The sequence below is a fragment of the Eubacterium sp. 1001713B170207_170306_E7 genome (genome assembly GCF_015547515.1).
In the GTDB taxonomy this organism is placed as follows: domain Bacteria; phylum Bacillota; class Clostridia; order Eubacteriales; family Eubacteriaceae; genus Eubacterium.
On record NZ_JADMVE010000005.1, the window covers coordinates 1 to 24,223 of the forward strand.

A 24,223-nucleotide genomic window follows, 5' to 3' on the forward strand; every position below is an offset into this window, starting at 1 on the left:
CATGTGTTAAGCATACCGCCAGCGTTCGTCCTGAGCCAGGATCAAACTCTCAATAAAAGTTTATCGTTAGCCTTTCGACTTCTTGATCTGGTTCATGTGATGATTTTTTTGAAGTGTTCATCGCACTTGCGTTTTTATCCTTTGCTGATTTCCATCAGCTGGAATTTCAGGTTTTATGGTACTATTCTCTTTTCTATGACCCCTTTTTTCTTTCGACAATCACCCGATTGCTGCGTTACCCGTTTTCTCTTGTTCGGTCACATACATCGGTATGCTCCCTCACGCGTTCAAACGTGCGCCTTGCACTCCGCTGATTCTCTTCAGAAAAATTAAAGTTTATGTTCGGCTTTCTCAAGCGAACTTCTTTATTATACCGCGTTGTTTTCTCCCTGTCAAGCGCTTTTTTAAAATTTATTTTTAAATTTCTCTGGCGCTGGGCTGAAAACCCTGCGGTGCTGTGCTCTCCGAGACAGCTTAATTAGTATAACCCGGTCGCTACCCTTTGTCAAGCGCTTTTGACCATTATTTTAATCTTTTTTGATTTATTTTTAACCTGGGCGTAAAAAAAGCAGACGTGCGGTGTCATCTGCTTTTTTCTACATTATATAGCATAACGTGCTCACAGTTTATTTCGATAGAGCTGGATGCCATCCAGTCCCCAGATTTTTTCGGAGAAGGTTCCGGGTTCTAGGCTGTTCTGGACTTTTTCCATGGTATTCATGCGGGCGTCGATGATGTCAATGTGGTGAAGCAGCTCGGCTTCTGGGAACATCGGCTTCTTGGGACTTCCGTATTCGGCTTCGTAATGATGTGACAGGATCATGTGTTTTAAGAGCAGCAGAACTTCCTCGCTGACGCCGAGTTTTTGTCCATATTCGTCGATCTCTACGATTTCTGTAACAATATGCCCCAGCAGCTTGCCTTCCTCAGTATAGTCGCTTACTGAGCCGTTTTCATCGGATTCCATCTCGGTAATCTTGCCAATGTCGTGCAGGATGATCCCTGAATACAGTAAATCTGCGTTGAGGAACGGATAAAGCGGCGTCAGGCTTTTCCCGATCTGCAGCATGGAGTAGGTGTGATAGAGCAGTCCGCCTTTCAGGGCATGGTGATTGGACTTGGCTGCCGGGAAATAGGACAACACCTTGGTCTTATCCTCAAAAATGGCTTTTGTCAGATTTTTAATGTCTTCATTTGTAAAGGCGTCAATGGCCGCGTTGATTTCTTCAATCATGTCGCTGACATTTTTGGGGGCACACTCTACAAAGTCGTCAATGCTGACGTCATCGCCTTCATTGGCCAGACGCATACGATTGGCAATGAGCTGAAGATGGCCGTTGTATTCCTGGACAGCGCCTTTGATTTTCACCAGCTTGCCAGTGACAAATTCCTCCTCGTCGGCTTCCTTGACATCCCACATTTTTCCGTCAATCTCGTCAAAATTGGTGTCGGTGAGCTTCATATTAAAATAGCGGCTGCCATTGGCAGCGGTTTTGGTTACCTGTGATTTGATGAAAAGATAGCCTAGAAACGGCTGTCCCTTTTGTAGATTTTTGATTTCCATTATTTTCTCCTATTTACAGCGTTCCGGGAATTTTTCTTTATAGGTATTGAGCCCCTGCTTCAGAGTTTCTACGGCAGCAGCCATATCCGTATCCTTTAAAACATAAGCAATGCGCACTTCGTCCGCGCCGTCTTCAGGATGGATATAAAAATCATTGGCCGGAGACAGCAGCACGGTTTTGCCCTCGTAATCAAAGTCGGTGATCATCCATTCGATAAAATCGCAGGCATCCCTGGTCGGGAGCTTGGCGACATAGTAAAACGCTCCGGTCGGCTTTTTGCAGACCACGCCGTCGATGGTTTTCAAACAGTCATAGACGATGTCCCGGCGATGGGTATATTCTTTGAGTACGTCGTCAAAAAAGCTGGTGTCCAGCTTAAAAAGCTCGGCGGCGCCGAGCTGGTCAACGCTGGAGACCGCCAGACGCATCTGGCAGAGTTTCTTGATCTGGTTCATGAAGGTACGATTTTTTGACAGGATGAAGCCGATGCGCGCGCCGCAGGCGCTGTAGCGCTTGGATATGCTGTCGATAATGATGCAGTTCTGGTCCAGCTCGGAATAATGGCCAGGGCTCACATATTCTAACCCGTCATAAATAAACTCGCGGTAGACTTCATCGGCAATGACATAGAGTTCATGGGCAAGGGCGATGTCCCGCACGCGTTCGATTTCCTCTCTGCTGAACACTTTGCCGGTCGGATTACCGGGGTTTGTGATCAGTATCGCCCGGGTTGCCGGGGTGATGGCCGCCTCAATGGCTTCTTTGCCTGGCAGGGCAAAGCCTTCCTCGGCGTAGGTTTTGATGCCTTTTAAATCAACACTGGTGGCAGAGGCCATCTCTTTGTAAATGCTGTAAAGCGGTTCCGGGGTCAGAATCTGGTCGCCTGGGTTACAGATGGTCAGAAAGGTGAACAGCAGGGCTTCGCTGCCGCCGTTCGTGATGAGCATATCCCCCTTATGATAGGTTAAGCCGTATTTCCTGTAATATTTGCAGGCTTCCTCCCGCAATGCGTTTTCGCCTTCGGGAGCGGCGTAGGCCAGAACGTTTTCCTTCATTTCATTAACTTTTTTCATGAAGCTGGGCGGGGTACAGATATCGGGCTGCCCGATATTCAGGTAATAAACCTTTTTCCCTTCAGCCTCGGCTTTATCCACCAGGGGATAATATTTCAAAAGGGCGGGCTCTCCCATGCCCATTACACGCTTGGATATTTGCATTTTATGTTAACTCCTTTTTGAATTCCTTATATTAATGTATCCATTATAAGCTTAAGGCGAAAAAAAAACAAGCGGCGCAGGGTTTTTGGGGCAATAAAAAAAGAGTGCCACGCTGGGCTTTACCAGCCCTTTCGTGCACTCTTCTATTGATTACTCTTCTTCGCCGAAGCCGGAATCGATCAGCTCAACCAATGTGTCGACTGCCTGCTGTTCGTCGTCGCCTTCAGCGCTTACTGCAACGCGTGTTCCCTTTGACAGGCACATTGCCATAACCGCGATGATGGATTTTGCGTTTCCTTCTTTATCCTCGTCCAGGTTTTTTACATTGATGGCTGATTTAAAGCCGCTGGCCTTTTTGGTAAAGTCTGACGCTGGTCTTGCATGAAGACCGGTTTTATTGATAATAACCGTTTCTTTTGAATACATATTTACCTCTCCGTTTTCTTAGGTGTGAATGATTTCGATGGTACAGCCTACAGTGATTTCCGGCATACCTTCGCCAAGGAGTTCGATGTGTCCTGGGATCTTCGCCGTATCCCCTCCGTTGAAGCAGAAAGTACAGTGTCCCATCGTTCTGAATGTTTCGTTGGCTTCACTGCCGACAGCTGTCACCACGAATTCCTGTCCGCCAATGGCGATGATATCGTTCACGGCAATATCCTTTTCCATTTCTTCGATTGAATGGAGAACAGCCATTTCTCTGAGGGCTGCGGGTGCGTTATCGTTAAAGACGATAATCATTTTTTCACCGATAAAGTCCTGCACCATTGGTCCGATTTCGGTTACGGTTGATTTATATCCCATGATTCTTCCTCCTTAAAATCTATTCTAGAGCATTGTTGCTACAAAATATGCGATAAGCACCATGATCGGTCCTGTGAACAATCTAGATAATAACACAGATGGTACCCCGATGTCTACTGTATCGCTCGCGGCGTCTCCCATGGATAAACCAACCGGGATAAAGTCGCAGCCTACCTGTGCATCGACGGCAAAGAGAGCCGGAAGTGCTAAAACAACTGGGAATGCGCCGATCATGATTCCGTAGCCGACCAAAACGGATAATACCTGGCCGATTAACGCGCCGGAACCTACCAGCGGAGAAATCATAGGAAGTGCGCAAATAATTACCAGTATCAAAAGACCTGGAAGGGTTCCTAAATACGGATAAACATACTGTCCCATCAAAGCGCCTAAGCCGGTAAACTCGATCAGGCCGATGAGCAGTGAATAGAAAGCCATGAACGGAAGGATGTCTTTGATGGTAATGTCAATGGCTTCCTTACCGCCCTGGACGCATTTGGTTGCAAAACCAGCAAGGGCTTTACCGCCGCGTGCTACCCAGTTTTCTTTTGGAGCGTCTGCTGCCGGAGCGGCTTCTTCAACCACTTCTTCTTCAGCCGTGTCCTCTTCAACCGGGACTTCTGAACCGTCGGCCGGTGTGATGCCGCTTTCGACAACGCCGGAGACGTAAATATCTTCTTTAATAAATTCTGCCAGAGGGCCTGACTGGCCAACCGGGGTAATGTTAACGGTCATAACGCCTTTTTTCGGGTATACACCGCATCTCAGGGTACCGCCGCAGTTGATGATAACGCAAGCCATTTCATCGTCCGGCACGCCGTTTGAAAAGCCGTCAATGGCTTCTGCGCCGGTAAGCTTGGCGATCTTACGGCTTAACGGGTCAATGCCGCCGCCAGTGATGGAGACAATTTTGTTTTTCTTTTCCGTTGGCTGGATAACGAGCGGTCCGCCCCATCCGCCATGTCCTTTTTCGATTCTTACTGCATTATACATGGTTTATGCCTCCGTTTCTGAGCCCTGTGCATGGCCGTATTTTGCTTTGTACTTAGCATTGTAAATAACCTGGGTGAAAATGCTGCGAAGCAGTACCATTACCATACCAAGCAGGAAATATTCCACTGCCAGACCACCGAGGGATTCGATGCCGATACCAAACTGCAGGCCCTGTACGTAGACACCGCTGGCGATCCCCAGCCATACGAAAAGCTCGCCTGGATTGGCGTGCGGGAATAAGCCGGTAACCGGGTGGCAGAAAGAAATACCAGGGTCAAAGAAAGCTACCTTCTGGTTTTCCGGTAAGAAACGGGCATAGGGATAAGTCATCGGATTGCCTGAGAATACCATGGCGATCACCGGTGACAGAATCCAGCGGGTTAAGAAAAATTTGTTGCACAGCTGGACAAGCTTTTCGATTCGTTCCAGTCCGATTAATTTAAACAGAATATGCATAAAGGTTATCATGATAATAACCCAGGGCAGTAACTGTAAGACATAAAGTTGGATAAAGTAGTTCGCGCCATTCTGGAACAGGCCCATAAAGCCTTGTCCGAAAGTCTGTAAAGCTTCCATAAAATCACTCCTTCTAAAAATTAATAAATACTCATATAAATAAAACCATTAAACCTGCCGTATGCGTTACGGCCAACGTTTACACGTTCTCTGTACTCGTTCTTCACCTGAAGATGAACCGCCCCCTCACACAGCCGTAAAAGGCCCCTCAGCCTTTGCCGGACTGCTCTTCTCTGATTTCACGCTGTCTTGCGCGCAGCCGTGCCTGTAACTCCTGCCGTTCTAATCCGTCATCCTGCACGACCTTTTTTTGTTCCTCTTTTTCCATCTCTTTTGCGAGACGCCTGTCTATGGCTTCGATAGCCTGTATGAGAGCGCCTTTTTTACGGCGCTTATCAACTAACAGCGGACTATAGGGTTCTTTTTCGCGCAGCCGGGAGTTGACGGCAAGATCGTCCTCGATCCCGATTTTGCGCACTTCATTGAGTGTCAGGCCATTATAATCCTCCACATCTTCAAAACGCTTCCACATGGTAATGCCCTGTAGTCTTTTACAGGCCATGACCCGATTGGTCTTCCGGTCCCAGGCCAGCACAACAATGGCGCCGCCCTTTATATGGAAGCCCCCCTTGCGCATACCAATGCCCAGGATCCAGCCCCTTCCCTGAAGGGCGCTCACAGCTTTCTGGTAGCTTCTGTACTGAAGATAGGATAAAAAACTCTGCAGAACCATCATGGCAAAAGCCAGAAAAATAAAATACTTTAAGCCATCGTTCATCTGGACACTCTCCGTTTTCTTTACTAATAATCCTATATCCTATTATATAACGATAAGGGAAGTTCGACAATAAAGATTTGAAAAGTCCGTATCTTCTAAAGAAAGTTTTTATACCCTTTCAGGATAAATCCTTCTCGAAGACTCCTCATCCCTGTTGCCGAACGCCCGTTAACGTTCTGTGCTTCCTGCCAGACTTCGGTGAAATCCGGCTTCAGCATTATAAATACTTGCTCATTTCATATAAGGAATCGTAGATGCAGTCCGGTTCAACCTCGGACTCGGCAACGGTCTGCATATCCGCTTCGCCGGTGAGTACCAGGAAGCCCTTTGCGCCGTTTTTAACACCGGTCGCCACATCTGTATAGATGCGGTCACCGACGAAGGCAACCTCGTCGCGCTTGAAGCCGGTAATTTCCAGCACCATGTCCACGGTTTCCTTGAAAGGCTTGCCCAGGAAACGGGGCTTAACGCCGGTGGATGAGGTGATTAAGTCGCACATTGCGCCGCAGTCCGGCATAAAGCCGTCCTCTGTCGGGCAGTTGGTGTCCATATGAGTAGCCACAAAGGGGACGCCGTTGCGGACAAAACGGCAGATTTTGTCCAGCTTTTCATAGGTCAGGGTCGTGTCAAAGCTCTGAACCGCCACATCCGGCTCGTCATCAACCAGGTTGATGCCCTTTTCCTTAAAGCTGTTTTCCAAAAGCGGTGTACCATTCAGATAAACACGCTTGCCGGGGTAGTAGGTTTTCAAAAACTCTGCGGTGACGTCACCAGCGGTGACCACATCGCTTTCTTCTACCTCCAGTCCCATTTTCGCCAGCTTGTCTTTGTAAAAAGACGGCACACGGGACGCATTATTGGTAAAGAAGATAAAGCTTCTTCCTGTATCTTTAACCTTATGGATGAAGTCAAGAGATCCTTCGATCAGGTTGTTGCCTAAATAGACGGTGCCATCCATATCCAGTACGAACAGTTTGACATCATTTAATGCCTGGTCTTTTTCAAATCGCATGCTTATTCTCCGTAAATTGTATTTGTAATTTTGTCTGCAATTTCTTCCAGACGGCCGTGGGTTTTTGCAAATTCCATAACAGAATAGCGCGGACGCACCTTGTAGCCTTCAATCAGGCTTCTGTGGAACAAGTCTCTGTCAATGCCGATATCTTTTGGTGTTACCGGGCATCCAGCTTTGCGCAGAAGCTCTTCGATTTCCTGGTGCGGCGGACACAGCGCTCCGGTTCCTTCGGGCAGTAAATCTGCCATTTCTTCAAAGAACATGGCGATAACCGGTGTCGCAACACCAACCTGGGTGCCGTGATGAATCGGTGTCAGGCCTCTTGCGATATAATCCATTTCCCAGTAGTGGGACAGCATGTGTTCTGCGCCGGAGGCTGGACGGGAGATATTGACAAGCCCCATGGCCACACCCGTCAGGGTTAAGGCTTCGATTAAATATAAAGTTGCTTCGTCGTTGCGTTCTTTTAACGCTTCTGCCTGGCTGAAGCATTTGTCCAGGGCACGCTGTACAAGCTCTACGCAGGTTTCGCAGCGGTATTCGTCATTGACCTTAACGGATAAATCCCAGTCTGCCAGGGCGGTAATCTTTCCGACAACGTCGCCAAAGCCCGCATGGATTAATTCCATTGGCGCTTCCTTCATAATGTCGGTATCGCCGACAACGCCGTAAGCCAGACATGCCGGGTAGGAGTATTTATAACCGTTGCAGATCAGCGGCGCGCCATCGGCAACATAGCCATCCATGGAGGGGGCGGTACACACAATAATGTAAGGCACCTTTGTGCGGGAGGATACATACTTGACCGAGTCATTGAGTGACCCCGAACCTACGGCCACCATCAGGCTGACATCTAATTCCTGTTCTTCAAGAATACGTCCGACAACACTTTCATCCGGGATCAGTAATTCTCCGCCACGGTCGAACAATAATTCCTTGACATTAAAGCCTGCGTCGTCCAAAAGTTGTTTTGCTTCCCTGCCGGCGGCTTTATAGGTGTTGTCATCGTAAACGATGAGGACTTTTCCTTCTTTAAAGGGTTCGGCTACACGCGGCAGTTCCTTAATCGCTCCCTTCCCGATAGCAATGTCATGGATTGAAAAATTGTGATGTCTCCCACAGGAGCAGTCGAATTCAGTATTTGCCATTTCGTTAATGGCCAGGTTCAGGATTTCATTCATTGTTAGGTTCTCCTTTTAATTTTAAAAATCTAAAAGTATAATGACCGTAAAATACGGCTATTCTTCAATCAGCTTTCTGGCGCTCTCCACATCGGTGACCAGAGTATTGATATACTTGCCGTTGATGGCGCCCTTGATGGCATCGACCTTTTCAATGCCGCAGGCCACACCGATGGAATGCGGTACGCGGCGCAGCTTTTTAATTTCAATGCCGACCACGTTATTATCAATCTTGAAGGGGGTTGTGCTGCCGTTAATGTCATAAAACTGCATGCAGATGTCACCCGCGACATGCTTTTCGCGCATTTTGTTCATTTCCACCCGGTCATAGTAGCCGGTGGCCATAATGGCAGAGGTGCTGTTGGGAACCCCGATTCCCACCAGTGCCACATCCAGCTTGTCACCCATGCGGATAATTTTGCTGATGCCGTCCTCCTTCAGAAGTTCTTCTTTAATCTGTTTGCCGGAAACTCTTGCCGGCGCGTGCATAAGCATGAACTCTCCGCCAAACACCTTGGCCAGATCCTCTACAATGTAGTTGGAATGGAGCTCCATCCGAAGATGGCCCATGCCGCCGATCAGCGGTACAAAGGTGATGTTTTTGGTCGCGTTTCCCACAACATGCCTGGCAATATATCCCAGGGTCGTCCCCATGGATACGCCCACGACATTGCCGTCCTTGACCACGCGCTCCAGATATTGGGCTGCTGCCCGGCCGATTTCATTTTTCTGATCTTCGATGTCCTTCTTGGTGTCAACGACAATGACCTCACGCAGGCCATACAGGTTTTCGATTTCTCTTTCCAGCTCCACATAGTCGGTGCCTTCCAGGTTATCGATGATGATTTTTACAATCCCCCGCTCCTTGCCATTACTGATGATTCGGGAAACTGTTGGCCTGGACAAGCCAAGCTGCGCTGAAATGACTTTCTGATTTAAATCCTGATTGTAATACATATCGCAGATCTTAACCATCAGCCGCTCGTCATCAATGACCTTTTTCATCTTTTATCCCTCCAAACCTTTGTGACTTTTACTTTTGTTTGTATCTGAAATATTGTCAATCATTGTTTAATGTCATTATATAACTTCTATAATGAATGTCAACATCAAACACGCATTATCTTAACAAAATTTTTGTATTTTTTCTAATTTTCAGTAAATTTTACGGATATTTCTTTCTGAAAATATTTACATTTTTTCTTTTGTAAAAGTATCGATTTTTTTCCTGTTTTTAAAAAAGCCGTCTGCCCAGATACCGAGTCCGGGCAGACGGCTTTCGTTTTGTTTATTGAGCTCCATTATTCCAGGCGTGGCACAAAGGCTTCGCTGATCTCCTGTTTTGAGAGATAATCCTGAAAATCCTCCTGGGGCATGGGCCTTCCATAAAAATATCCCTGGGCGTATTCGCAGCCCATTTCCCGCAGCAGGGCAATCTGCTCCTCGGTTTCCGCGCCTTCCGCGATCACCTGCAGCCTGAGCTCACTGGCCAGATTGATGACAAAGCGCATGATCTGTTTCCGGCGCATGACATTTTTACGCATTCTCAAAAATTCCAGATCGATTTTCAGCACATCAATGGGCAGCTCTGAAAGCGTATTGAGCGAAGAATACCCATTGCCAAAATCGTCCATCTCAATGACAAAGCCGCGGGCCTTCAGCTGCTCAATCACCGAAAGCAGCTGTTTTGAATCGGACACATAGGCCGACTCGGTAATCTCCAGGTGCAGGTCTTCTGGCTTCAGACCATTTTCTTCAACCATTTTTACCAAAATTTCAGGCAGATCGCTGTGATAGATGTCCACCCTGGACACATTGACTGATATGGGAATGAAATTTCCTCCATCCCTTTTCCACTGCCCCATGATCTCACAGGTTTTCCGCCAGACAAACTGGTCAAGGGCATAAATAAAGCCGTTCTTTTCAAACACCGGGATAAAGTCTCCCGGTGAGATCATTCCAAGCCGCGGGTGCTGCCAGCGCACCAGCGCCTCTGCCCCCATAAGCCTGCCGGTGCCAATCTCTACTTTTGGCTGGAGATAGACCTGAAACGTTTCCTCCTCCAGGGCATCGGTCATGGTGTCAATGATGTTTTGCTCCATGATCATCTTCTCCCGGATCGAGTCATCATAAAAGGCGCATCTTTTGTCAAAGAAGCCTTTGATGCTGCCAGCCGCCAGCACGGCGCGGTCACACATTCTGGGAACGCCAAGAGTCCGGTCCTCTATGTGGTAAATGCCCAGCTTAACCTGAAGGCGCATGGGCAGGGGATGATTTTGCTCCAGAAACCCCAGATGCCAGTCCAGCGCGTCATAGATTTTTTCGCAGCGGGGCACAAGCGCGTAAAACTTGTCTGCCCTGGCTCTGGCAAACAGCGCCGGCTCTCCCTCTCCCGCGTTCAGCAGACAAAGGGCCACCTCTGTCAGGAGCTTATCGCCGGCAGCATTGCCAAAGGCATCGTTCACCATTTTAAAGCGCTCGATATCCACCGCAATAATATCAAAATCCATTTGGGGGTTTTCTTCCAGAAACGCAGCCGCCCTGTCAAAAAAAGCATTCTGCGTGTAAAGGCTGGTAACCGGGTCGCGCTCCAGCAGCTCAATGGTGCTCTTAGCCGCGCGCACTTCCTCCAGCAGCATCCTCAGCCTTTCATTGGCTTTTGTCAGCGCCCGCTGGTAATTGATCAGCTGGTTATTGACCTTTTGTATCTCGTAGTAGCTGCTTTCATAGGGCTCCTGCTGAACCAGCTCCAGATCATCGGTCATGGAGACATACAGCTTCATCAGTCCGGGCACCTCTGAGACATCCTCGACGCGCCACATCGCAAAAAGCAGCTGCTCACCTTTTCTCTTCGAAGCTGCCCACACACACCGGCCTTCACCTCCGCGTATTCTGAGGCTCGCGGACACCACCTGGCCCGCCGTTGGGTTCAGCAGCGCCTCCAGGCTTTCATCCTCCGAAAAAAGCTGCCGTATATTCTGCCCCTCATTGACAAAATGCATCGGTACGCTCCGTATGACTTTGTTGACGTTTCCCTGTGTATCACATAACGCAAAATATCCTATCATCTTTTTTATTGCAGTGTATCCACTGCCCATGCTACAAAAGTTTTGGCATCCTGAGTGTATACATCTACTCTCCAGTTCTTCCAGATTTCATTTGTCCATTCAAAGGCTTTTCCGCCCACCGCAATTTTAATATCCGGACATGCGCTCCGCAGCCGCTCCACTGTTTCCTTACAGACTGGCAGATGCTGGGGCATTGTCACTGAGAGGGCAACCAGGTCTGGCCGGTGCGCTTCGACCGCCGACAGGATGGACTCCGCCGGCACTGCCGCCCCGAGATAGACACTGTCCCAGCCATTGTATTCAAAGAGGTCGGCTACCATGCGCCCTGCCAGCTCGTGCAGCTCGCTGCCGACACAGGCCACCAGAATCTTTTTTGGCCTGCGCACCTGACTGAAAATGACCGGATACAGCTGAGCCAGCGCCATCTGGGTCGTCGAGGTGCAGTAATGCTCCTGATCAACCTCAATTGTATGGCGGTGCCACAGCTCGCCCACCTCACGCATACATTCCCCCACAATATCCACATAGACATCAGGCAGAGGAATTCCCTTCTTTACATATTCTGGAATCAAAAATACCGCATTCCTGGTATCCGCTTTCAAGATGCTGTCCAGATACTGCTGAATTTCCGCTTCATATTTTCTGGGCGTCGCCTCAACCGTTTTTCCGTCCCTTTCACATGCCTCCGCCGTTGCGCGCGACGCACGATCAAGCATCTCCTTAAGCGCTGGTCCCTTTTCAGGCGCGGCCACCCGCTCCATACATTCCTCCATCAGCGCATAGCTGTCCAGCAGCAGATCTCTTATTCTTTCCCTTGTATAACAGGGAATCAGCGGACATAGCAGCTGGTAGAACCACTGGGCATAGGATTCAAAAATTTTTCCATCCTCAAGCGCCAGGGCTGTGCAGAGCATTCCCACGGTATACACATCATTCTGGTACATTTTCTTTCTGGCTGTCGCATCCAGCTCTCTGCCCAGCTGCGGGTCCAGCTCAAACTGGCGGCTGAAGAGCTCATCCGCCAGACTCCGAAATTCCTGGTTTTGATCCATCGGTAATAAACTCATTGGCATCCTCATCCTTTATTGGAAAAGCTTTCTCCATTATATAAATATCACACTGAAAGCTGTTGTCTTATATTTTACCATGATCTTGTCTTTTTTAACAGAATTGACCGCAATAAAATAATGCCGGCTGTAAAATACAGCCAGCATTCCCGGACGCCCTTTATCTTTTCAAAGGCTTACGCTTCCTCTGTCTCTTCTGTTTCCTGCTCCTGCTCTGCCAGCGTGTCGGCGTCCTCAGGATCAATGGCCTCTGTGCCCAGATCAACGGTTTTGACATTCCGGTCTGCGCCGATAAAATAGATAATGCCTAAAACAATGCTGACCATATGCGGTATCATGGCGGTTAAGCCGTAGAGAATGCTCATCCCCAGATTTACAGCGCTGAACACAATAACCAGGATACTTAAAAACCGCAGAAACCGCGCCTTTCCAATGCTTTTGCAGAACATAATGCCCAGAATGCCCAGAATAATGATACAGGCGCCATTGGCGATCAGCGATACCGACATCATATTGACGGTATGCACGAGTCCTTCCATTGTGAGTCCACCCTCTGTGGCAATCTGCTGGATTTCATGGCTGTCTCCCAGCTGCTGGAGCATCGCAGCAGTCGAAAACAGCACGACCCCAAAAATCGTGATGAGAATCCCCCATATCATAAAAATAATACCCGCGCCCTTTAAGAGGGTTTTTCCTTTAGGTTCCATTTCTTTTCCTCCTGAATAATAAGCTTTTATTTATCCTATCACGAAAACCAACGATGACCGCAAACATTTTGGTAAAAACATACCGGTTTTGGTAAAACACCTGTTGCCTGAATTCTTTAATTTTTAGAATGATTTTAATTGACATTCACCGGCCGCACTGATACTATATGCACAGATAAAAAACAGTCCGTCTGTCATAGACGGGCACGAGGTGAGAAGATCATGTTTGAAATAAAAGACTCCGATGCCACGCTGCACGAGCTGATCGACCAGTCCGCTGCGGCTTTTTTTGACCACTACCGCTTTGTTACACCCGTGGACTATTGTGTTTATAACTGCAAAAATGCCTGCCTTGAGCCCCAGGACACGCCATGCTATGCCATCTGGCAACGCAATACCCCCTGCCACAACTGCTCCTCCATCCGCGCACTCAGCCTTGAGGAGCCCGTCGTGAAGCTGGAGTATCTGGAAAACAAAGTGTTCCTGATCCTTTCTACCCCATACACGGTTGACGGACGCCGCTGCGTTCTCGAGCTTGCCAGGGATGTCACGACCAGCCTCATGATCAATGATGAAGGCCACTGCGACAACACGATCATCACCGACGTGATCGCCGAGCTCAACAACCTGTCTGTCCGTGATCTCTACACCGGCCTCTACAACAAAAACTACGCGGAGCGCGAGGTCTCGCGCTGCGTCAATGCCGAGCAGCCCTTCACCGCCGCCATGCTGGACATCGACGACTTTAAAATCATCAACGACACCTACGGGCACCAGACAGGCGACGTTGTCCTGCGTGAGCTGTCCTCCATGCTCACAGACGCCGCGGCGAACGGCAACGGCTGGGCCGCCCGCATCGGCGGTGATGAGTTTATCCTGATTTTTCCGGGGCTCGTCCTTGAGCAGACCGGACCCATTCTGTCTGCCCTGTCACGCGATATCAAAGAGCATCTCTTTTACAAGGGTGACGCCTGTTTCTCCATCAACGCCAGCATGGGCATTCAGGAATACCATCCCGGCGAAATGGACGCCGCGGTTTTTTTCGATCAGATCGACAGGCAAATGTATGAAGATAAAAGACAAAATAAAAGCGGCCGTTGAGCCGCTTTTTTAAATTGGGCGCAATAATTGTTTTACACGCCGGAAGTTTTATAATATAATTCTTTTTGAAAGCGTATGAGCATCGGGGATATGACACTGCTTTCCCTTTAATTTATTCTGATAAAAAAGCGGCATTGCCGCGGGAGGTACAATATGACAAGAGCAACCGGCACCGTATCCAGAGGCGTACGGGCACCGATCATTCGAGAGGGCGACGATCTCGCGGGCATCGTGGTCGATTCTGTATTGGAAGCATCTCAGAACGAGGGCTTTGATTTAAACGACCGTGATGTCGTGGGTATTACTGAAGCCGTGGTCGCCCGGGCGCAGGGCAATTATGCCAGTGTCGACGCCATCGCCAAGGATGTAAAGGCTAAATTTCCAGACGGCGAGTTCGGCGTGATTTTCCCAATCATGAGCCGCAACCGTTTCGCCATCTGTCTGCGCGGGATTGCCCGTGGCGCTGAAAAGCTGACCATTATGATGAGCTATCCCTCCGACGAGGTGGGCAATCATCTGGTCGACCTTGACCAGCTCGACGAAAAGGGCGTAAACCCCTGGACAGACGTGCTGGACGAAGCCCGCTACCGTGAGCTTTTCGGAAGCAACCCGCACACCTTTACCGGCGTCGATTACGTTTCTTATTATAGAGCGCTCTGCGAGGAGGAAAACGCCGAGGTCCGGTTTATTTTTGCCAATGACTGCCGCAGCATTCTGCCCTATGAAAAGCACGTACTCACCTGCGATATCCATACCCGTGAACGCTCCAAACGGCTGTTAAAGGCCGCGGGCGCCCAAACGGTTCTGGGCCTGGATGATCTGCTGACTGAACCGGTGGACGGCAGCGGCTACAATGCCGACTACGGCCTTCTGGGCTCAAACAAGGCCACCGAGGAAAAGGTCAAGCTCTTTCCAAAGGAATGCGCGCATTTTGTCCACGAGGTACAGGCGAGACTGCACCAGGCTACCGGCAAGAACATTGAGGTCATGGTTTTTGGCGACGGCGCCTTCAAGGACCCGGTCGGCAAAATCTGGGAGCTGGCAGACCCGGTTGTCAGCCCGGCTTACACCGACGGCTTAAACGGGACGCCCAACGAAGTCAAGTTAAAATATCTGGCAGACAATAACTTTGCTGATTTATCCGGCGACGCCCTTAAATCAGCGATTTCCGAATACATTGCCAACAAGCCCAAGGAATCCCTCGTGGGAAAAATGGAGACCCAGGGCACAACGCCGCGCCGCCTGACCGACCTGCTCGGCAGCCTGTGCGACTTAACCACCGGCAGCGGCGACAAGGGAACCCCCATTGTTTTAATCCAGGGATACTTTGACAATTACGCGGATTAGAAGAAAGCAGTGTCTGAGCATTTCGGGCACTGCTTTTTAACTTTCATTTCAGGCGTCACTGTAAATACAGAAGGGATAAGGGAACACTCTATGCAATCCAACACCTTACTTAAAATCCTGTCACTGGTCATCGCGCTGTTCTCTGCCGCGCTGTTAACCTATGCCATCATGGAGGAGCAGCGGACCGATGAGCTGAACACCGTGCTGGACCCACTGACCTTTACCGGCACCTGGCAAGCCAGCGATACCGCCGCGCCGCAGCCTCTGACGGCTGATACGAAAATCAACTCTGACACAAACCCTTCGGTTATACTCACCGGCCACTTCAGCCAGGACATTAACGACGGTTCTCCCATTCTGCTGCGCGTGAGCAATATCCGGGTCCAGTTTTATCAAAACGGCCGTGAGATTTACAGCTTTGGCCAGCCCGGCACTTACCCGTCCTTTTCAAAATCCCCTGGCAACCAGTGGGATGTGCTCCTCGCGCCCGATAATATCAGCACCAGCGACACGATTACCATCCGTCTGGAGAATGTCTACAGCAACAACAGCGAGCAGGCCTTTAACCTTTTTCTTGAAAACCTTTTTATGGGGGATTCGGGCGTGCTGTTCAGAGATCTGGTCTCCACCTCAGGCTCTTCCCTGCTGCTGGGCGGTTTTATCCTGCTCATGGGTCTGAGCCTGCTGGCCGCCATTATAATTTTGAAGATCATCAAAACGCCGATAAGCTGGGCGCCTTTCCACCTGTCCCTGTTTATCATCGCCAGCGGCCTGTGGATTTTTCTGGATTTTCATATCATCTCGCTGCTGGTCACCACCAATGTTTTTACCAACATTCTGGATATTCTGAGCCTGAGCCTCATCATGCCCTTTCTCGGCCTTTACCTGCTGGATTTTGTAGAGAGCAGGGCCCGCTACGCCATTTCGGCCTGCGTTTATGCCGGGCTTTCCTTTACGCTGTTTTTTCTGCTGGTCCAGTCGCTGGGAATCTGGGACGGCTATGAGCTGCTCACCCCGCTGACGCTGCTCGACGCGGCGGCCGTGCTTGTCATCCTGTTCAGCCTGATCTATGAAAACGCCCATAATCCACAGCGCGATACCCGCTTTATTCTGTTTTCCTGTGGCATCTGCTTTATCGGATTCGGCGATATTCTGAATTACTATCTGGGCTTTCTGCCCTTTAACCTGTTCTTCAAGCTCGGCTTTACCCTCTTTATTCTCACCCAGCTTTCCTACATGGTCCGCTATGCCAGAAGCACTCTGGCCGCTGCCCGCAAAACGCAGGCGCTGGAGAAAGAGCTGGTACAGAACCGCATCGCCATCATGCTGAGCCAGATCCAGCCCCATTTTCTGTTCAACGCGCTGACTGCCATCAAACAGCTCTGCGCCATTGATCCGGCGCAGGCCGAGATGGCGGTCGGGCAGTTCGCGGGATTTCTCCGGGGCAATCTGGATTCACTCTCCCACACAGGCGTCATTCCTTTTGAAAAAGAACTGACCCATATCGAAAACTACCTGTCCCTGGAGAAAATGCGTTTCGGCAAACGGCTAAACATCGCCTACGATATCGGCGTCAGCAGCTTTTCCCTGCCGCCTCTGACCGTACAGCCCTTAGTCGAAAACGCCGTGCGCTACGGCGTGACAAAAAAGCCTTCCGGCGGCACGGTCACCCTGTCGACCCGGGAGACAGAGGACGCCGTTATCCTGCGTATTTCTGACGACGGCGTGGGCTTTGACCCTTCCGTCAAAAAAGAGGACGGCCGCAGCCATATTGGAATCGACAATGTCCGCAGCCGTCTGGAAAGCCAGTGCGGCGGACGCCTGACCATCACCACTGAACCGGGCAGCGGCACCACCGCCACCATTATTCTGCCCAAAAAGGAGGAAACACCACATGAATATCATCGCAGTTGACGACGAAGCCCTGGCCCTGGGCTATATGCTCAAAATTTTAAAGGAAGCTGTGCCGGGCAGCCATCTCAAGGGCTTTGATGACCCCTTTGCCGCGCTGGATTATCTGAAAGACCATCCGGCAGACATTGCCTTTCTGGATATTGAGATGTATGGCCTGAACGGCATTGAGCTGGCCAAGCGGTTCAAGGAAGCCGCACCCGCGGTTAAAATCATCTTTGCTACTGGTTTTCCCGACTACGCCCTGGACGCCTTTTCGGTACACGCCAGCGGCTATCTGCTGAAGCCGCCCACCGTCGATGCTGTAAAGGCCGAGATTGACAATCTGGCCCTGCCGCCCGCCGACAGCTCGAAACGGGTACGGATACAGACCTTTGGCAATTTTGAGGTTTTTGTGGACGGAGCGCCGCTGCGCTTTGGGCGCACAAAGTCCAAGGAACTTTTCGCCTACCTTATCGACCGCAAGGGCTCTGGCTCCACCACGGCAGAGCTGATCTCTGTCCTCTGGGAGGACCGGGATCTTTCCCACTCCCTGCAGAGCCAGTTCCAGACCGTCGCGGCCGATATGACAAAAACGTTCAAGGCTGTCAACGCCGAGGAAATTCTGATTAAAAAGCGCAACTACCTGTCTGTGGACCCCGAAAAGCTGGACTGCGATTATTATAATTTTCTAAAGGGCGATACCCACGCCATCAACAGCTACGCGGGTGAGTATATGAGCAACTACAGCTGGGCAGAGTTTACCACAGGTTTCCTGTCTCAGAAGGCCGGCATCCTTTAGGATGGCCGGCTTTTCTTTTTCCAATGTATCCCGCTGCCCCCAGGCCTTCCGAAACATGGTGCCCGCGCTTTTATCCCAGACCGTCACAACCGTCAAGGATACCTCCTATCTCTGGGGCACCATGGCATTGCTGTATTTTATCCTCTGTTTTGCCCTGTCCACCGCTGTCCGGCAATACCAGCGTCAGCTGAAGCAGGCGGACTGATTCCGGACATAAAAAAAAGCCAACGCGGTGTTGGCTTTTTAGTGATCGTCAAAGTAACGCCCTGCGCGCTCGGCGCTTTTTCGCAACAAATCGAAAAAAACCGCTTTCTCGATTTCGGTCATACCCGTTGTGATCTCATCAACCCACTCCTTACCGATACGCTGCAGCTCCGGCAGAACCTCATAGGCTTTTTCGGTGGGGTAAACGTCAAAGGAACGGCTGTCGCAGGTGTTTGCCTCCCGGGTCAGGTAGCCGTTTTCCTCAAGCTTTGCCACCATTTTGGTCACGGTGCTTTTGTTCATGTCCAGCAGCTCGACAAAACGGTTCTGCGGAATTTTCCCGTTTTCACAGGTAATCATGATAAAGGGCGCCTGCCCGCTGGTCAGTCCCAGCTCACTGGTTTGCTTATTGAGATACATCTGGGTCTTGCGCTGAATAATGGAAATCAGCTTTAATATTTCATCCTGGGTGGGCAGCTCCATATTGGTGTCTCCTTTAAATTTCTGGCATTACCTTAATTTTATGGCGTTGCTGCGCTTTTGTCAAATGAAAAGGGGTTTTCAAAAAATAAAAAAGAATGCCGCCGGTTTATGCAGCATTCTTTTGGGGTTACGCTTTCCAGCGCTTCAAACTCGGGAAAAACGCACTCATCATTTCACGCGCCTGTTCCTCTGTCATTTCGGCGTTGCTTTCTACCATCGGTCCAACGCAGATCCCGATCATTTCTTCCATGCTCATATCCGGCGCTGTAAAAGCGCCTTTTTCATAACAGTACTGGCAGTAATCGCCATTTTTGCTGCCGTCGGCATTGGTGCCGCACACGTCTTCGCTCATGGGCATCCCACAGGACTGACAAAATTTTTCCATCTCTTCCTCCTGATGTTCTGTATTTGTCTCTATCATACCAGACAAACCCTGACATCCTGTGTCATGATTAAAAAATTAATTTTGTTCAATGAGCTCAACCATCACGCCATCCGGATCCTGAATAAAGAAAAACCGGGTTTTGGGGTTTGGCTGAAAGGGACCGCTGAAAACCGGAATACCCTTTTCACGGAGCGCTTCCATACATTTATCCACCGAGGCAATCTCAAAGCCCAGCGAAATCTTTTCATTGACGCCGACTTCGCTTTCCTGAGCGTCTCCGATAAGCTCAAGCTCTGCTCCCCCGCTGCCCATAAAGGCGATTTCATTTCCCGGGCCAGCCTCAAAACGGCGTAAAACCTCAAGGCCGAGAACCTCCTCATAAAACCGGATGGATTCCTCCAGATGATTGACGTGAATGGTTACAAAAGAAAATTTCATCATTGTTTTTATCCGCCAGGCCAGATACCTTCTTTCTCTGGTATTTGACAACGGACCGGCTCCTGGCGCCGACCCTGACTGTAAATTTTCTCCATTATAGCCTTTTTTGCCCTTAAATACAACGGGCTTTATTTTGAAACAAGCTTTCTGTTTTCCAGGGTTCTGCCGATACGCAAAAAGGCCGGATTATCCTGCCCTTTCCCTGAAACAAGCAGCACAAAAAGCCCGCGCCGTGGTGGTTTTCCGCTTTTTTACGGTCTGCCCTGTCTCAAACGAATCGAAGGCCTGATAATGTGTCTCCTCCTGTTTTTCTGTTAAACAAAAGAACTGCCGCGTTAAGCGGCAGTTCCCCGGAATTAATATATAAATTTTTCATCAGCTTCCAGATTGCAGTGTAACATCGGCTTCTTTTGTCTGTCCACCGCGTTCATAGGTGATCTTGACCGTATCTCCCGGCTTATGTCCGTAGAGAATCTCCTTCATCTTCAGCATGGTGTTGACGTCTTTTCCGTCAATGGTTAAAAGAATATCGCCTTTCTGGATACCGGCATTGGCAGCACCGCCGCCAGCCTGTACAGAGGCAACGTAGATTCCCTTATCAATGGGCTCAGCATCGCTGAAATAGGCGGCCTGCTGTTTGTCATAACCACTGATCCCAATCACCGTCGGTGTAAAGCTGCCGCTCGTCACCACCTGGTTAAGAATCGGCTTGACAACATTGATGGGTATGGCAAAGCCCATGCCCTCGCCCTGGGCGTTTTTATAGGTGTTGATACCAATAACCTCGCCGCTGGCGTTGACAAGCGGTCCGCCGCTGTTGCCCTTATTGATGGTAGCGTCTGTCTGGATCAAGTCCTCGGCCACCAGGCTGCTGTCAACCACCAGGCTGCGGTTTAAGGCTGAGATGATCCCTGCTGTTACACTTCGTTCAAATTGCAGCCCCAGAGGATTCCCAATGGCAATGGCGACCTCTCCGACCTTGAGATTATCCGAATCTCCCAGCGTAACTGCCGGAAGATTCTTGGCGTCAATTTTGATGATGGCCAGATCCAGGCTGGAGTCCGCCCAAATCTTCTGAGCCGTATAGTTATTGCCATCGGCCAGCGACACCTTGATGTCCTTTGGGTTATCGCTGATAACGTGCTGGTTAGTGACAATATAACCGTCGGATGTCACAATAAAGCCTGAGCCCACGCCAACCGCTTCCTGAGCGCCCATCACGGTGTTCTCTGTCATAGTCGTCTCAATTCCGGCTACAGATTCCGGGACCACCTGCGCCACGGCTTCTACCTGAGAGTCCACATTCACATCGTTGACAATGACCTTCTGGCCTGCGACAGTCTCGGTGCGGGTCCCCCCGCCGAAGGTACCTGTTAAGTACAGAACCGCCACGAGAATAACCGCCACGATGATCCCGCCGATCACACCGCCTGCGATGGCGGCCGGCACATGCGACCCTCTCTTTGGTCTTTCATTATTTTCGTACATTTCTCTTTCACCTCGTTTGATTTTGGATGAAAGTCCTTTTACAGTTCATAAATTTCACTGCTGTTTTTACGGCCTGCCACCACCAGTGACAAATCCTCTCCGGGCTGTATGCCTTCTGCCTCCAGTATCCGCGCAGTGGTCTGGTAAGCCAGAAGGGGATAATTGTTTTCTTCGCTGAGATGGGCTAACACCACCTTGTCAAGGCCTTCCTTGACCAGAGTGCAGACTGTCTCGCCGCATATTTCATTGGAGAGATGCCCATGATTTCCCTTGATCCGCTGCTTCAGCGGAAAAGGGTAACGTCCTGCTTCCAGCATGGCCGGATCGTGATTGGATTCCAGCACCACGAGGTCTCTGCCCTTCAGGGATTCCATAATCCCCGGCGTGATGACGCCCGTATCCGTGGCAATGCCCACGCTGCTGCATCCGCTGTCAATGGTAAAGCCCACCGATTCCACTGCATCGTGGGAGGTGTTGAAGGCTTCGATCTGTAAATCGCCGATGACAAAGGCCCTTCCGGTTTCAAAAACCCGGACATTGTGCTCTGCGATCTTTCCAAGGCAGTCCCTCATGCTTTCCCAGGTGGCAAAGTTGGCGTAGACTGGCAGGTCATACCGTCTGGAGAGCACGCCGACACCATGAATATGGTCCCGGTGCTCATGTGTTACCAGTATGCCGCCGAGCTGGGCAGGCAGTTCATCAATGGAACAGAGCGCCTGCTCAATCCGCTTTCCGCTAAGGCCTGCGTCAATCAAAAGCTTGGTTTTGCTGTGTGAAACAAAAAGGCTGTTTCCAGAACTTCCACTATATAAACTACAAAATTTCATGCGAATCTCCTACTATCGAAAATTCGATCGGTAATAGAACTTCTTCTGCGCTTTAAGGCAGAAGCGTCGCTGCTTACATGTTATCGAATCTTACTTAATCTTTACTTAACGCAACTGCCTTTAAAAAACAGCAAAAAACCCCGGACTTTAGCGGTCCGGGAGAACTTTTCAACTTTTCTTTTTCTATACCTGTCTGGGATATGAGAGATCCGATTCCATCGGTAAAAAAGTATATCCTTCCGCTTTAAGCGTATCAAAAAGCTGTGGAAGAGCGGCCCGGGTGGTATCCCGCAGCTCTGCGTGGCAGAGAACCGTGCTCACATTGTGCTGGTGCACCTCGCTCATAATTTTATTAACAACCACATCAGTGCTGGCAGGATTACCGCCGCCGTCACCGGCTGAGGCGTTCCAGTCCACATAGTTGTAGCCTCTGTCCAGAATCCCCTGCACACAGGTAGCGTTGGCGTTGAGCGAACCGCCCGGAAACCTGAACATATGGGATATCCCGGCCATTCCCGTCACCTCAAGCTGAAACTTATCCAGCTTTTCGACATCCTCATAAAAGGCGGGAGGATTTTTATAAAGGTCGTATTTATGGCTCCAGCTGTGGTTTCCAAGGGTGTGGCCTTCATCCACAATCCTCTTATACGCGGCCCTGGCCACTTCGTTATCCCGGCCATTTGTAAAAAAGGTGGCCTTAATGTGGTATTTCTTCAAAATATCGAGCACTTCATTGGTATGTTCGCCGGGACCATCGTCAAAGGTCATAAAGACGACCTTTAATCCGTCGGTATCGTCATTTCGGATACGCTCCTTAATGCTCTCCAGCTCCTTATTTTCTTCCGTCTGCAAGGCGTTTGAGCCCTTCTCCGCCGCGTTTGACAGCGCAGTCTGGAGGGTTTCCACTGCCTGAAGCGCTTCCTGAGAATTTTTCTCAAGTTTCTTTGCCGGATGGGTGGCTATGAAAAAGACCGACGTCATGAGCACGGCAGCAAGCGCCGCCACCCACACGTAAAACCGCGGTTTAAACCGGATGCGGCGTCTTTTTCGTGTTTTCATTTTTTAGTCTTCGACTTTCTTTTCGATGGCTTCGCGGCGGATAATCCCTCCGAGACTCCGGATATTACTTTCTAATTTCTCATAGCCGCGGTCAATATACTGGATATCGGTGATGCGGGTTTCTCCTTCGGCGACAAGCCCGGCAATCACCATGGCAGCGCCAGCGCGAAGGTCGGTTGCCTTAATCTTGGTTCCGGACAGGGTCGGAACGCCGGTAATATTGGCGACACGGCCGTTAATGGCGATTTCTGCGCCCATTTTGCGCAGTTCATCAACATATTTAAAACGGTTCTCAAAAATACTCTCAGTAATAACACTCTGCCCACTGGCGATACTCATGAGCACGGCCATGGGCTGCTGCAGGTCAGTCGGAAAGCCTGGATAAGGCAATGTTTTCACCTTGCAGCCTTTGATATTTTCTTTTCCAATGACGCGGATTCCATTGTCCTCTTCAATGATTTCAACGCCCATTTCACGCATTTTTGCAGTGACAGCTTCCATGTGCTTCGGAATGACATTTTTCACGAGGACATTTCCGCAGGTTGCGGCCGCTGCCATCATATAGGTACCCGCTGTGATCTGATCCGGTACAACGGAATATTCACAGCCATGCATTTCATCCACACCTTTGATTTTAATGGTATCTGTTCCCGCACCCTTGATATTTGCTCCCATCAGGTTCAGGAAGTTGGCCACATCCACAATGTGTGGTTCTTTGGCCGCGTTTTCGATGATGGTCATCCCTTCTGCGCGGGTTGCCGCCAGCATGATGTTGATGGTCGCGCCAACACTGACCACATCCAGATAGATATCTGCCCCGATCAGGCGGTCCGCGGTTATCTTAACCTGGCCGTGCTCAATGAGCACCTTTGCCCCAAGGGCCTCAAACCCCTTGATGTGCTGGTCGATGGGGCGGTCTCCAATATTACAGCCCCCCGGCAGCGGAACAATGGCCTTGTGGTAACGCCCGAGCAGCGCTCCCAGCAGATAGTAAGACGCGCGCATCTTTCCTGTTTCTTCTTCATATTCTGAACAATCGTAATTGATCGGTTTGTCGGTATTTATGATTAAAGTATCATTTTCTCTATATATTTCTGCCCCCATTTTTTCCAGGATTGCAACGATCTTGTTGACATCCTTAATGTCGGGCACATTATCGATTTTGCTTGAGCAGGAACAAAGGATGGCTGCGGGGATAATTCCCAATACTGCATTTTTTGCTCCGGAGATTGCCACCTCACCGTTTAGCGGGTGACCTCCTTCAATGATAAAAGTATCCATATAATAG

General features: G+C 49.9%; 25 protein-coding genes. 5 read left to right on the top strand and 20 right to left on the bottom strand.

The features are described 5' to 3' along the window. Positions 1-619: 619 nt before the first annotated feature. The 13 genes from I2B62_RS12810 to I2B62_RS12870 all read right to left on the bottom strand — a co-directional run bounded on the left by I2B62_RS12810 (position 620) and on the right by I2B62_RS12870 (position 12,911). On the bottom strand, positions 620-1,564 hold the full coding sequence (locus tag I2B62_RS12810) for an HD domain-containing protein (RefSeq protein ID WP_195269472.1): 945 nt from the start codon (positions 1,562-1,564) through the stop codon (positions 620-622). Between the two features lie 9 nt (positions 1,565-1,573). After that, a complete protein-coding gene (locus tag I2B62_RS12815; RefSeq protein ID WP_195269473.1) occupies positions 1,574-2,782 on the bottom strand; it encodes a pyridoxal phosphate-dependent aminotransferase in 1,209 nt (402 codons plus the stop codon). A gap of 150 nt (positions 2,783-2,932) precedes the next feature. Next, positions 2,933-3,208 carry an HPr family phosphocarrier protein gene (locus tag I2B62_RS12820; protein ID WP_195269474.1) on the bottom strand — a complete coding sequence of 92 codons (276 nt, stop codon included), beginning with the start codon at positions 3,206-3,208 and terminating at the stop codon, positions 2,933-2,935. An 18-nt stretch (positions 3,209-3,226) separates the two neighbouring features. Further along, positions 3,227-3,586, bottom strand: coding sequence for a PTS glucitol/sorbitol transporter subunit IIA (locus I2B62_RS12825; RefSeq protein ID WP_013378528.1), 360 nt, complete (start codon positions 3,584-3,586; stop codon positions 3,227-3,229). A gap of 24 nt (positions 3,587-3,610) precedes the next feature. Next, entirely contained in the window at positions 3,611-4,579 is a 969-nt protein-coding gene (locus tag I2B62_RS12830) for a PTS glucitol/sorbitol transporter subunit IIB (protein ID WP_195269475.1), read from the bottom strand. 3 nt (positions 4,580-4,582) lie between these two features. After that, entirely contained in the window at positions 4,583-5,155 is a 573-nt protein-coding gene (locus tag I2B62_RS12835; protein WP_058693111.1) for a PTS glucitol/sorbitol transporter subunit IIC, read from the bottom strand. 148 nt (positions 5,156-5,303) lie between these two features. Further along, a complete protein-coding gene (locus I2B62_RS12840) occupies positions 5,304-5,873 on the bottom strand; it encodes a transcriptional regulator GutM (protein WP_195269476.1) in 570 nt (189 codons plus the stop codon). A 217-nt stretch (positions 5,874-6,090) separates the two neighbouring features. Next, the gene (locus I2B62_RS12845) at positions 6,091-6,885 is read right to left on the bottom strand and encodes an HAD-IIA family hydrolase (RefSeq protein ID WP_195269477.1); all 795 of its coding nucleotides are present in this window, start codon (positions 6,883-6,885) and stop codon (positions 6,091-6,093) included. 2 nt (positions 6,886-6,887) lie between these two features. Then, positions 6,888-8,069: a sn-glycerol-1-phosphate dehydrogenase gene (locus tag I2B62_RS12850; RefSeq protein WP_195269478.1), complete on the bottom strand. Its 1,182-nt coding sequence runs from the start codon at positions 8,067-8,069 to the stop codon at positions 6,888-6,890. Between the two features lie 57 nt (positions 8,070-8,126). After that, complete coding sequence (locus tag I2B62_RS12855; RefSeq protein ID WP_195269479.1) at positions 8,127-9,074, bottom strand: sugar-binding transcriptional regulator; 948 nt, start codon at positions 9,072-9,074, stop codon at positions 8,127-8,129. 296 nt (positions 9,075-9,370) lie between these two features. Beyond that, positions 9,371-11,071 carry a GGDEF domain-containing phosphodiesterase gene (locus tag I2B62_RS12860; protein WP_195269480.1) on the bottom strand — a complete coding sequence of 567 codons (1,701 nt, stop codon included), beginning with the start codon at positions 11,069-11,071 and terminating at the stop codon, positions 9,371-9,373. A 71-nt stretch (positions 11,072-11,142) separates the two neighbouring features. Beyond that, the gene (locus tag I2B62_RS12865; protein ID WP_195269481.1) at positions 11,143-12,204 is read right to left on the bottom strand and encodes a cobalamin-dependent protein; all 1,062 of its coding nucleotides are present in this window, start codon (positions 12,202-12,204) and stop codon (positions 11,143-11,145) included. A 176-nt stretch (positions 12,205-12,380) separates the two neighbouring features. Then, positions 12,381-12,911, bottom strand: a complete 531-nt coding sequence (locus I2B62_RS12870) for a hypothetical protein (RefSeq protein ID WP_195269482.1) — start codon at positions 12,909-12,911, stop codon at positions 12,381-12,383. Positions 12,912-13,133: 222 nt separating this feature from the next. Between I2B62_RS12870 and I2B62_RS12875 the strand changes: the two genes are divergently transcribed. The 5 genes from I2B62_RS12875 (at position 13,134) to I2B62_RS12895 (ending at position 18,256) form a co-directional block, all read left to right on the top strand. Beyond that, positions 13,134-14,012, top strand: coding sequence for a GGDEF domain-containing protein (locus tag I2B62_RS12875; protein ID WP_195269483.1), 879 nt, complete (start codon positions 13,134-13,136; stop codon positions 14,010-14,012). A 153-nt stretch (positions 14,013-14,165) separates the two neighbouring features. After that, positions 14,166-15,359: a coenzyme F420-0:L-glutamate ligase gene (locus I2B62_RS12880; protein ID WP_195269484.1), complete on the top strand. Its 1,194-nt coding sequence runs from the start codon at positions 14,166-14,168 to the stop codon at positions 15,357-15,359. A 90-nt stretch (positions 15,360-15,449) separates the two neighbouring features. Next, on the top strand, positions 15,450-17,273 hold the full coding sequence (locus I2B62_RS12885) for a histidine kinase (RefSeq protein WP_243259530.1): 1,824 nt from the start codon (positions 15,450-15,452) through the stop codon (positions 17,271-17,273). Beyond that, a complete protein-coding gene (locus tag I2B62_RS12890; protein WP_195269485.1) occupies positions 17,254-18,051 on the top strand; it encodes a response regulator in 798 nt (265 codons plus the stop codon). Before I2B62_RS12885 ends, I2B62_RS12890 begins: the two co-directional genes overlap by 20 nt. A 1-nt stretch (position 18,052) precedes the next feature. Beyond that, positions 18,053-18,256: a hypothetical protein gene (locus I2B62_RS12895; protein ID WP_207736012.1), complete on the top strand. Its 204-nt coding sequence runs from the start codon at positions 18,053-18,055 to the stop codon at positions 18,254-18,256. A 38-nt stretch (positions 18,257-18,294) separates the two neighbouring features. On the opposite strand, the gene I2B62_RS12900 is transcribed toward I2B62_RS12895, so the two are convergent. The 7 genes from I2B62_RS12900 to I2B62_RS12930 all read right to left on the bottom strand — a co-directional run bounded on the left by I2B62_RS12900 (position 18,295) and on the right by I2B62_RS12930 (position 24,216). Next, positions 18,295-18,738, bottom strand: coding sequence for a MarR family winged helix-turn-helix transcriptional regulator (locus I2B62_RS12900; RefSeq protein ID WP_195269486.1), 444 nt, complete (start codon positions 18,736-18,738; stop codon positions 18,295-18,297). Positions 18,739-18,865: 127 nt separating this feature from the next. Next, entirely contained in the window at positions 18,866-19,123 is a 258-nt protein-coding gene (locus I2B62_RS12905) for a zinc ribbon domain-containing protein (RefSeq protein WP_195269487.1), read from the bottom strand. Between the two features lie 75 nt (positions 19,124-19,198). Further along, a complete protein-coding gene (locus I2B62_RS12910) occupies positions 19,199-19,612 on the bottom strand; it encodes a VOC family protein (RefSeq protein ID WP_347707820.1) in 414 nt (137 codons plus the stop codon). A gap of 324 nt (positions 19,613-19,936) precedes the next feature. After that, positions 19,937-21,049, bottom strand: coding sequence for a trypsin-like peptidase domain-containing protein (locus I2B62_RS12915; protein ID WP_195269488.1), 1,113 nt, complete (start codon positions 21,047-21,049; stop codon positions 19,937-19,939). A gap of 38 nt (positions 21,050-21,087) precedes the next feature. Then, complete coding sequence (locus tag I2B62_RS12920; protein ID WP_195269489.1) at positions 21,088-21,876, bottom strand: MBL fold metallo-hydrolase; 789 nt, start codon at positions 21,874-21,876, stop codon at positions 21,088-21,090. A 183-nt stretch (positions 21,877-22,059) separates the two neighbouring features. Continuing rightward, complete coding sequence (locus I2B62_RS12925) at positions 22,060-22,935, bottom strand: polysaccharide deacetylase family protein (protein ID WP_195269490.1); 876 nt, start codon at positions 22,933-22,935, stop codon at positions 22,060-22,062. A gap of 3 nt (positions 22,936-22,938) precedes the next feature. Continuing rightward, the gene (locus I2B62_RS12930) at positions 22,939-24,216 is read right to left on the bottom strand and encodes a UDP-N-acetylglucosamine 1-carboxyvinyltransferase (RefSeq protein ID WP_195269491.1); all 1,278 of its coding nucleotides are present in this window, start codon (positions 24,214-24,216) and stop codon (positions 22,939-22,941) included. Positions 24,217-24,223 lie beyond the last annotated feature (7 nt).

Bases quoted from the DNA above. Each gene is read 5' to 3' on its own strand.
- I2B62_RS12810 (WP_195269472.1), bottom strand. From the start codon at position 1,564: ATGGAAATCAAAAATCTACAAAAGGGACAGCCGTTTCTAGGCTATCTT.
- I2B62_RS12815 (WP_195269473.1), bottom strand. From the start codon at position 2,782: ATGCAAATATCCAAGCGTGTAATGGGCATGGGAGAGCCCGCCCTTTTG.
- I2B62_RS12820 (WP_195269474.1), bottom strand. From the start codon at position 3,208: ATGTATTCAAAAGAAACGGTTATTATCAATAAAACCGGTCTTCATGCA.
- I2B62_RS12825 (WP_013378528.1), bottom strand. From the start codon at position 3,586: ATGGGATATAAATCAACCGTAACCGAAATCGGACCAATGGTGCAGGAC.
- I2B62_RS12830 (WP_195269475.1), bottom strand. From the start codon at position 4,579: ATGTATAATGCAGTAAGAATCGAAAAAGGACATGGCGGATGGGGCGGA.
- I2B62_RS12835 (WP_058693111.1), bottom strand. From the start codon at position 5,155: ATGGAAGCTTTACAGACTTTCGGACAAGGCTTTATGGGCCTGTTCCAG.
- I2B62_RS12840 (WP_195269476.1), bottom strand. From the start codon at position 5,873: ATGAACGATGGCTTAAAGTATTTTATTTTTCTGGCTTTTGCCATGATG.
- I2B62_RS12845 (WP_195269477.1), bottom strand. From the start codon at position 6,885: ATGCGATTTGAAAAAGACCAGGCATTAAATGATGTCAAACTGTTCGTA.
- I2B62_RS12850 (WP_195269478.1), bottom strand. From the start codon at position 8,069: ATGAATGAAATCCTGAACCTGGCCATTAACGAAATGGCAAATACTGAA.
- I2B62_RS12855 (WP_195269479.1), bottom strand. From the start codon at position 9,074: ATGAAAAAGGTCATTGATGACGAGCGGCTGATGGTTAAGATCTGCGAT.
- I2B62_RS12860 (WP_195269480.1), bottom strand. From the start codon at position 11,071: ATGCATTTTGTCAATGAGGGGCAGAATATACGGCAGCTTTTTTCGGAG.
- I2B62_RS12865 (WP_195269481.1), bottom strand. From the start codon at position 12,204: ATGAGTTTATTACCGATGGATCAAAACCAGGAATTTCGGAGTCTGGCG.
- I2B62_RS12870 (WP_195269482.1), bottom strand. From the start codon at position 12,911: ATGGAACCTAAAGGAAAAACCCTCTTAAAGGGCGCGGGTATTATTTTT.
- I2B62_RS12875 (WP_195269483.1), top strand. From the start codon at position 13,134: ATGTTTGAAATAAAAGACTCCGATGCCACGCTGCACGAGCTGATCGAC.
- I2B62_RS12880 (WP_195269484.1), top strand. From the start codon at position 14,166: ATGACAAGAGCAACCGGCACCGTATCCAGAGGCGTACGGGCACCGATC.
- I2B62_RS12885 (WP_243259530.1), top strand. From the start codon at position 15,450: ATGCAATCCAACACCTTACTTAAAATCCTGTCACTGGTCATCGCGCTG.
- I2B62_RS12890 (WP_195269485.1), top strand. From the start codon at position 17,254: ATGAATATCATCGCAGTTGACGACGAAGCCCTGGCCCTGGGCTATATG.
- I2B62_RS12895 (WP_207736012.1), top strand. From the start codon at position 18,053: ATGGCCGGCTTTTCTTTTTCCAATGTATCCCGCTGCCCCCAGGCCTTC.
- I2B62_RS12900 (WP_195269486.1), bottom strand. From the start codon at position 18,738: ATGGAGCTGCCCACCCAGGATGAAATATTAAAGCTGATTTCCATTATT.
- I2B62_RS12905 (WP_195269487.1), bottom strand. From the start codon at position 19,123: ATGGAAAAATTTTGTCAGTCCTGTGGGATGCCCATGAGCGAAGACGTG.
- I2B62_RS12915 (WP_195269488.1), bottom strand. From the start codon at position 21,049: ATGTACGAAAATAATGAAAGACCAAAGAGAGGGTCGCATGTGCCGGCC.
- I2B62_RS12920 (WP_195269489.1), bottom strand. From the start codon at position 21,876: ATGAAATTTTGTAGTTTATATAGTGGAAGTTCTGGAAACAGCCTTTTT.
- I2B62_RS12925 (WP_195269490.1), bottom strand. From the start codon at position 22,935: ATGAAAACACGAAAAAGACGCCGCATCCGGTTTAAACCGCGGTTTTAC.
- I2B62_RS12930 (WP_195269491.1), bottom strand. From the start codon at position 24,216: ATGGATACTTTTATCATTGAAGGAGGTCACCCGCTAAACGGTGAGGTG.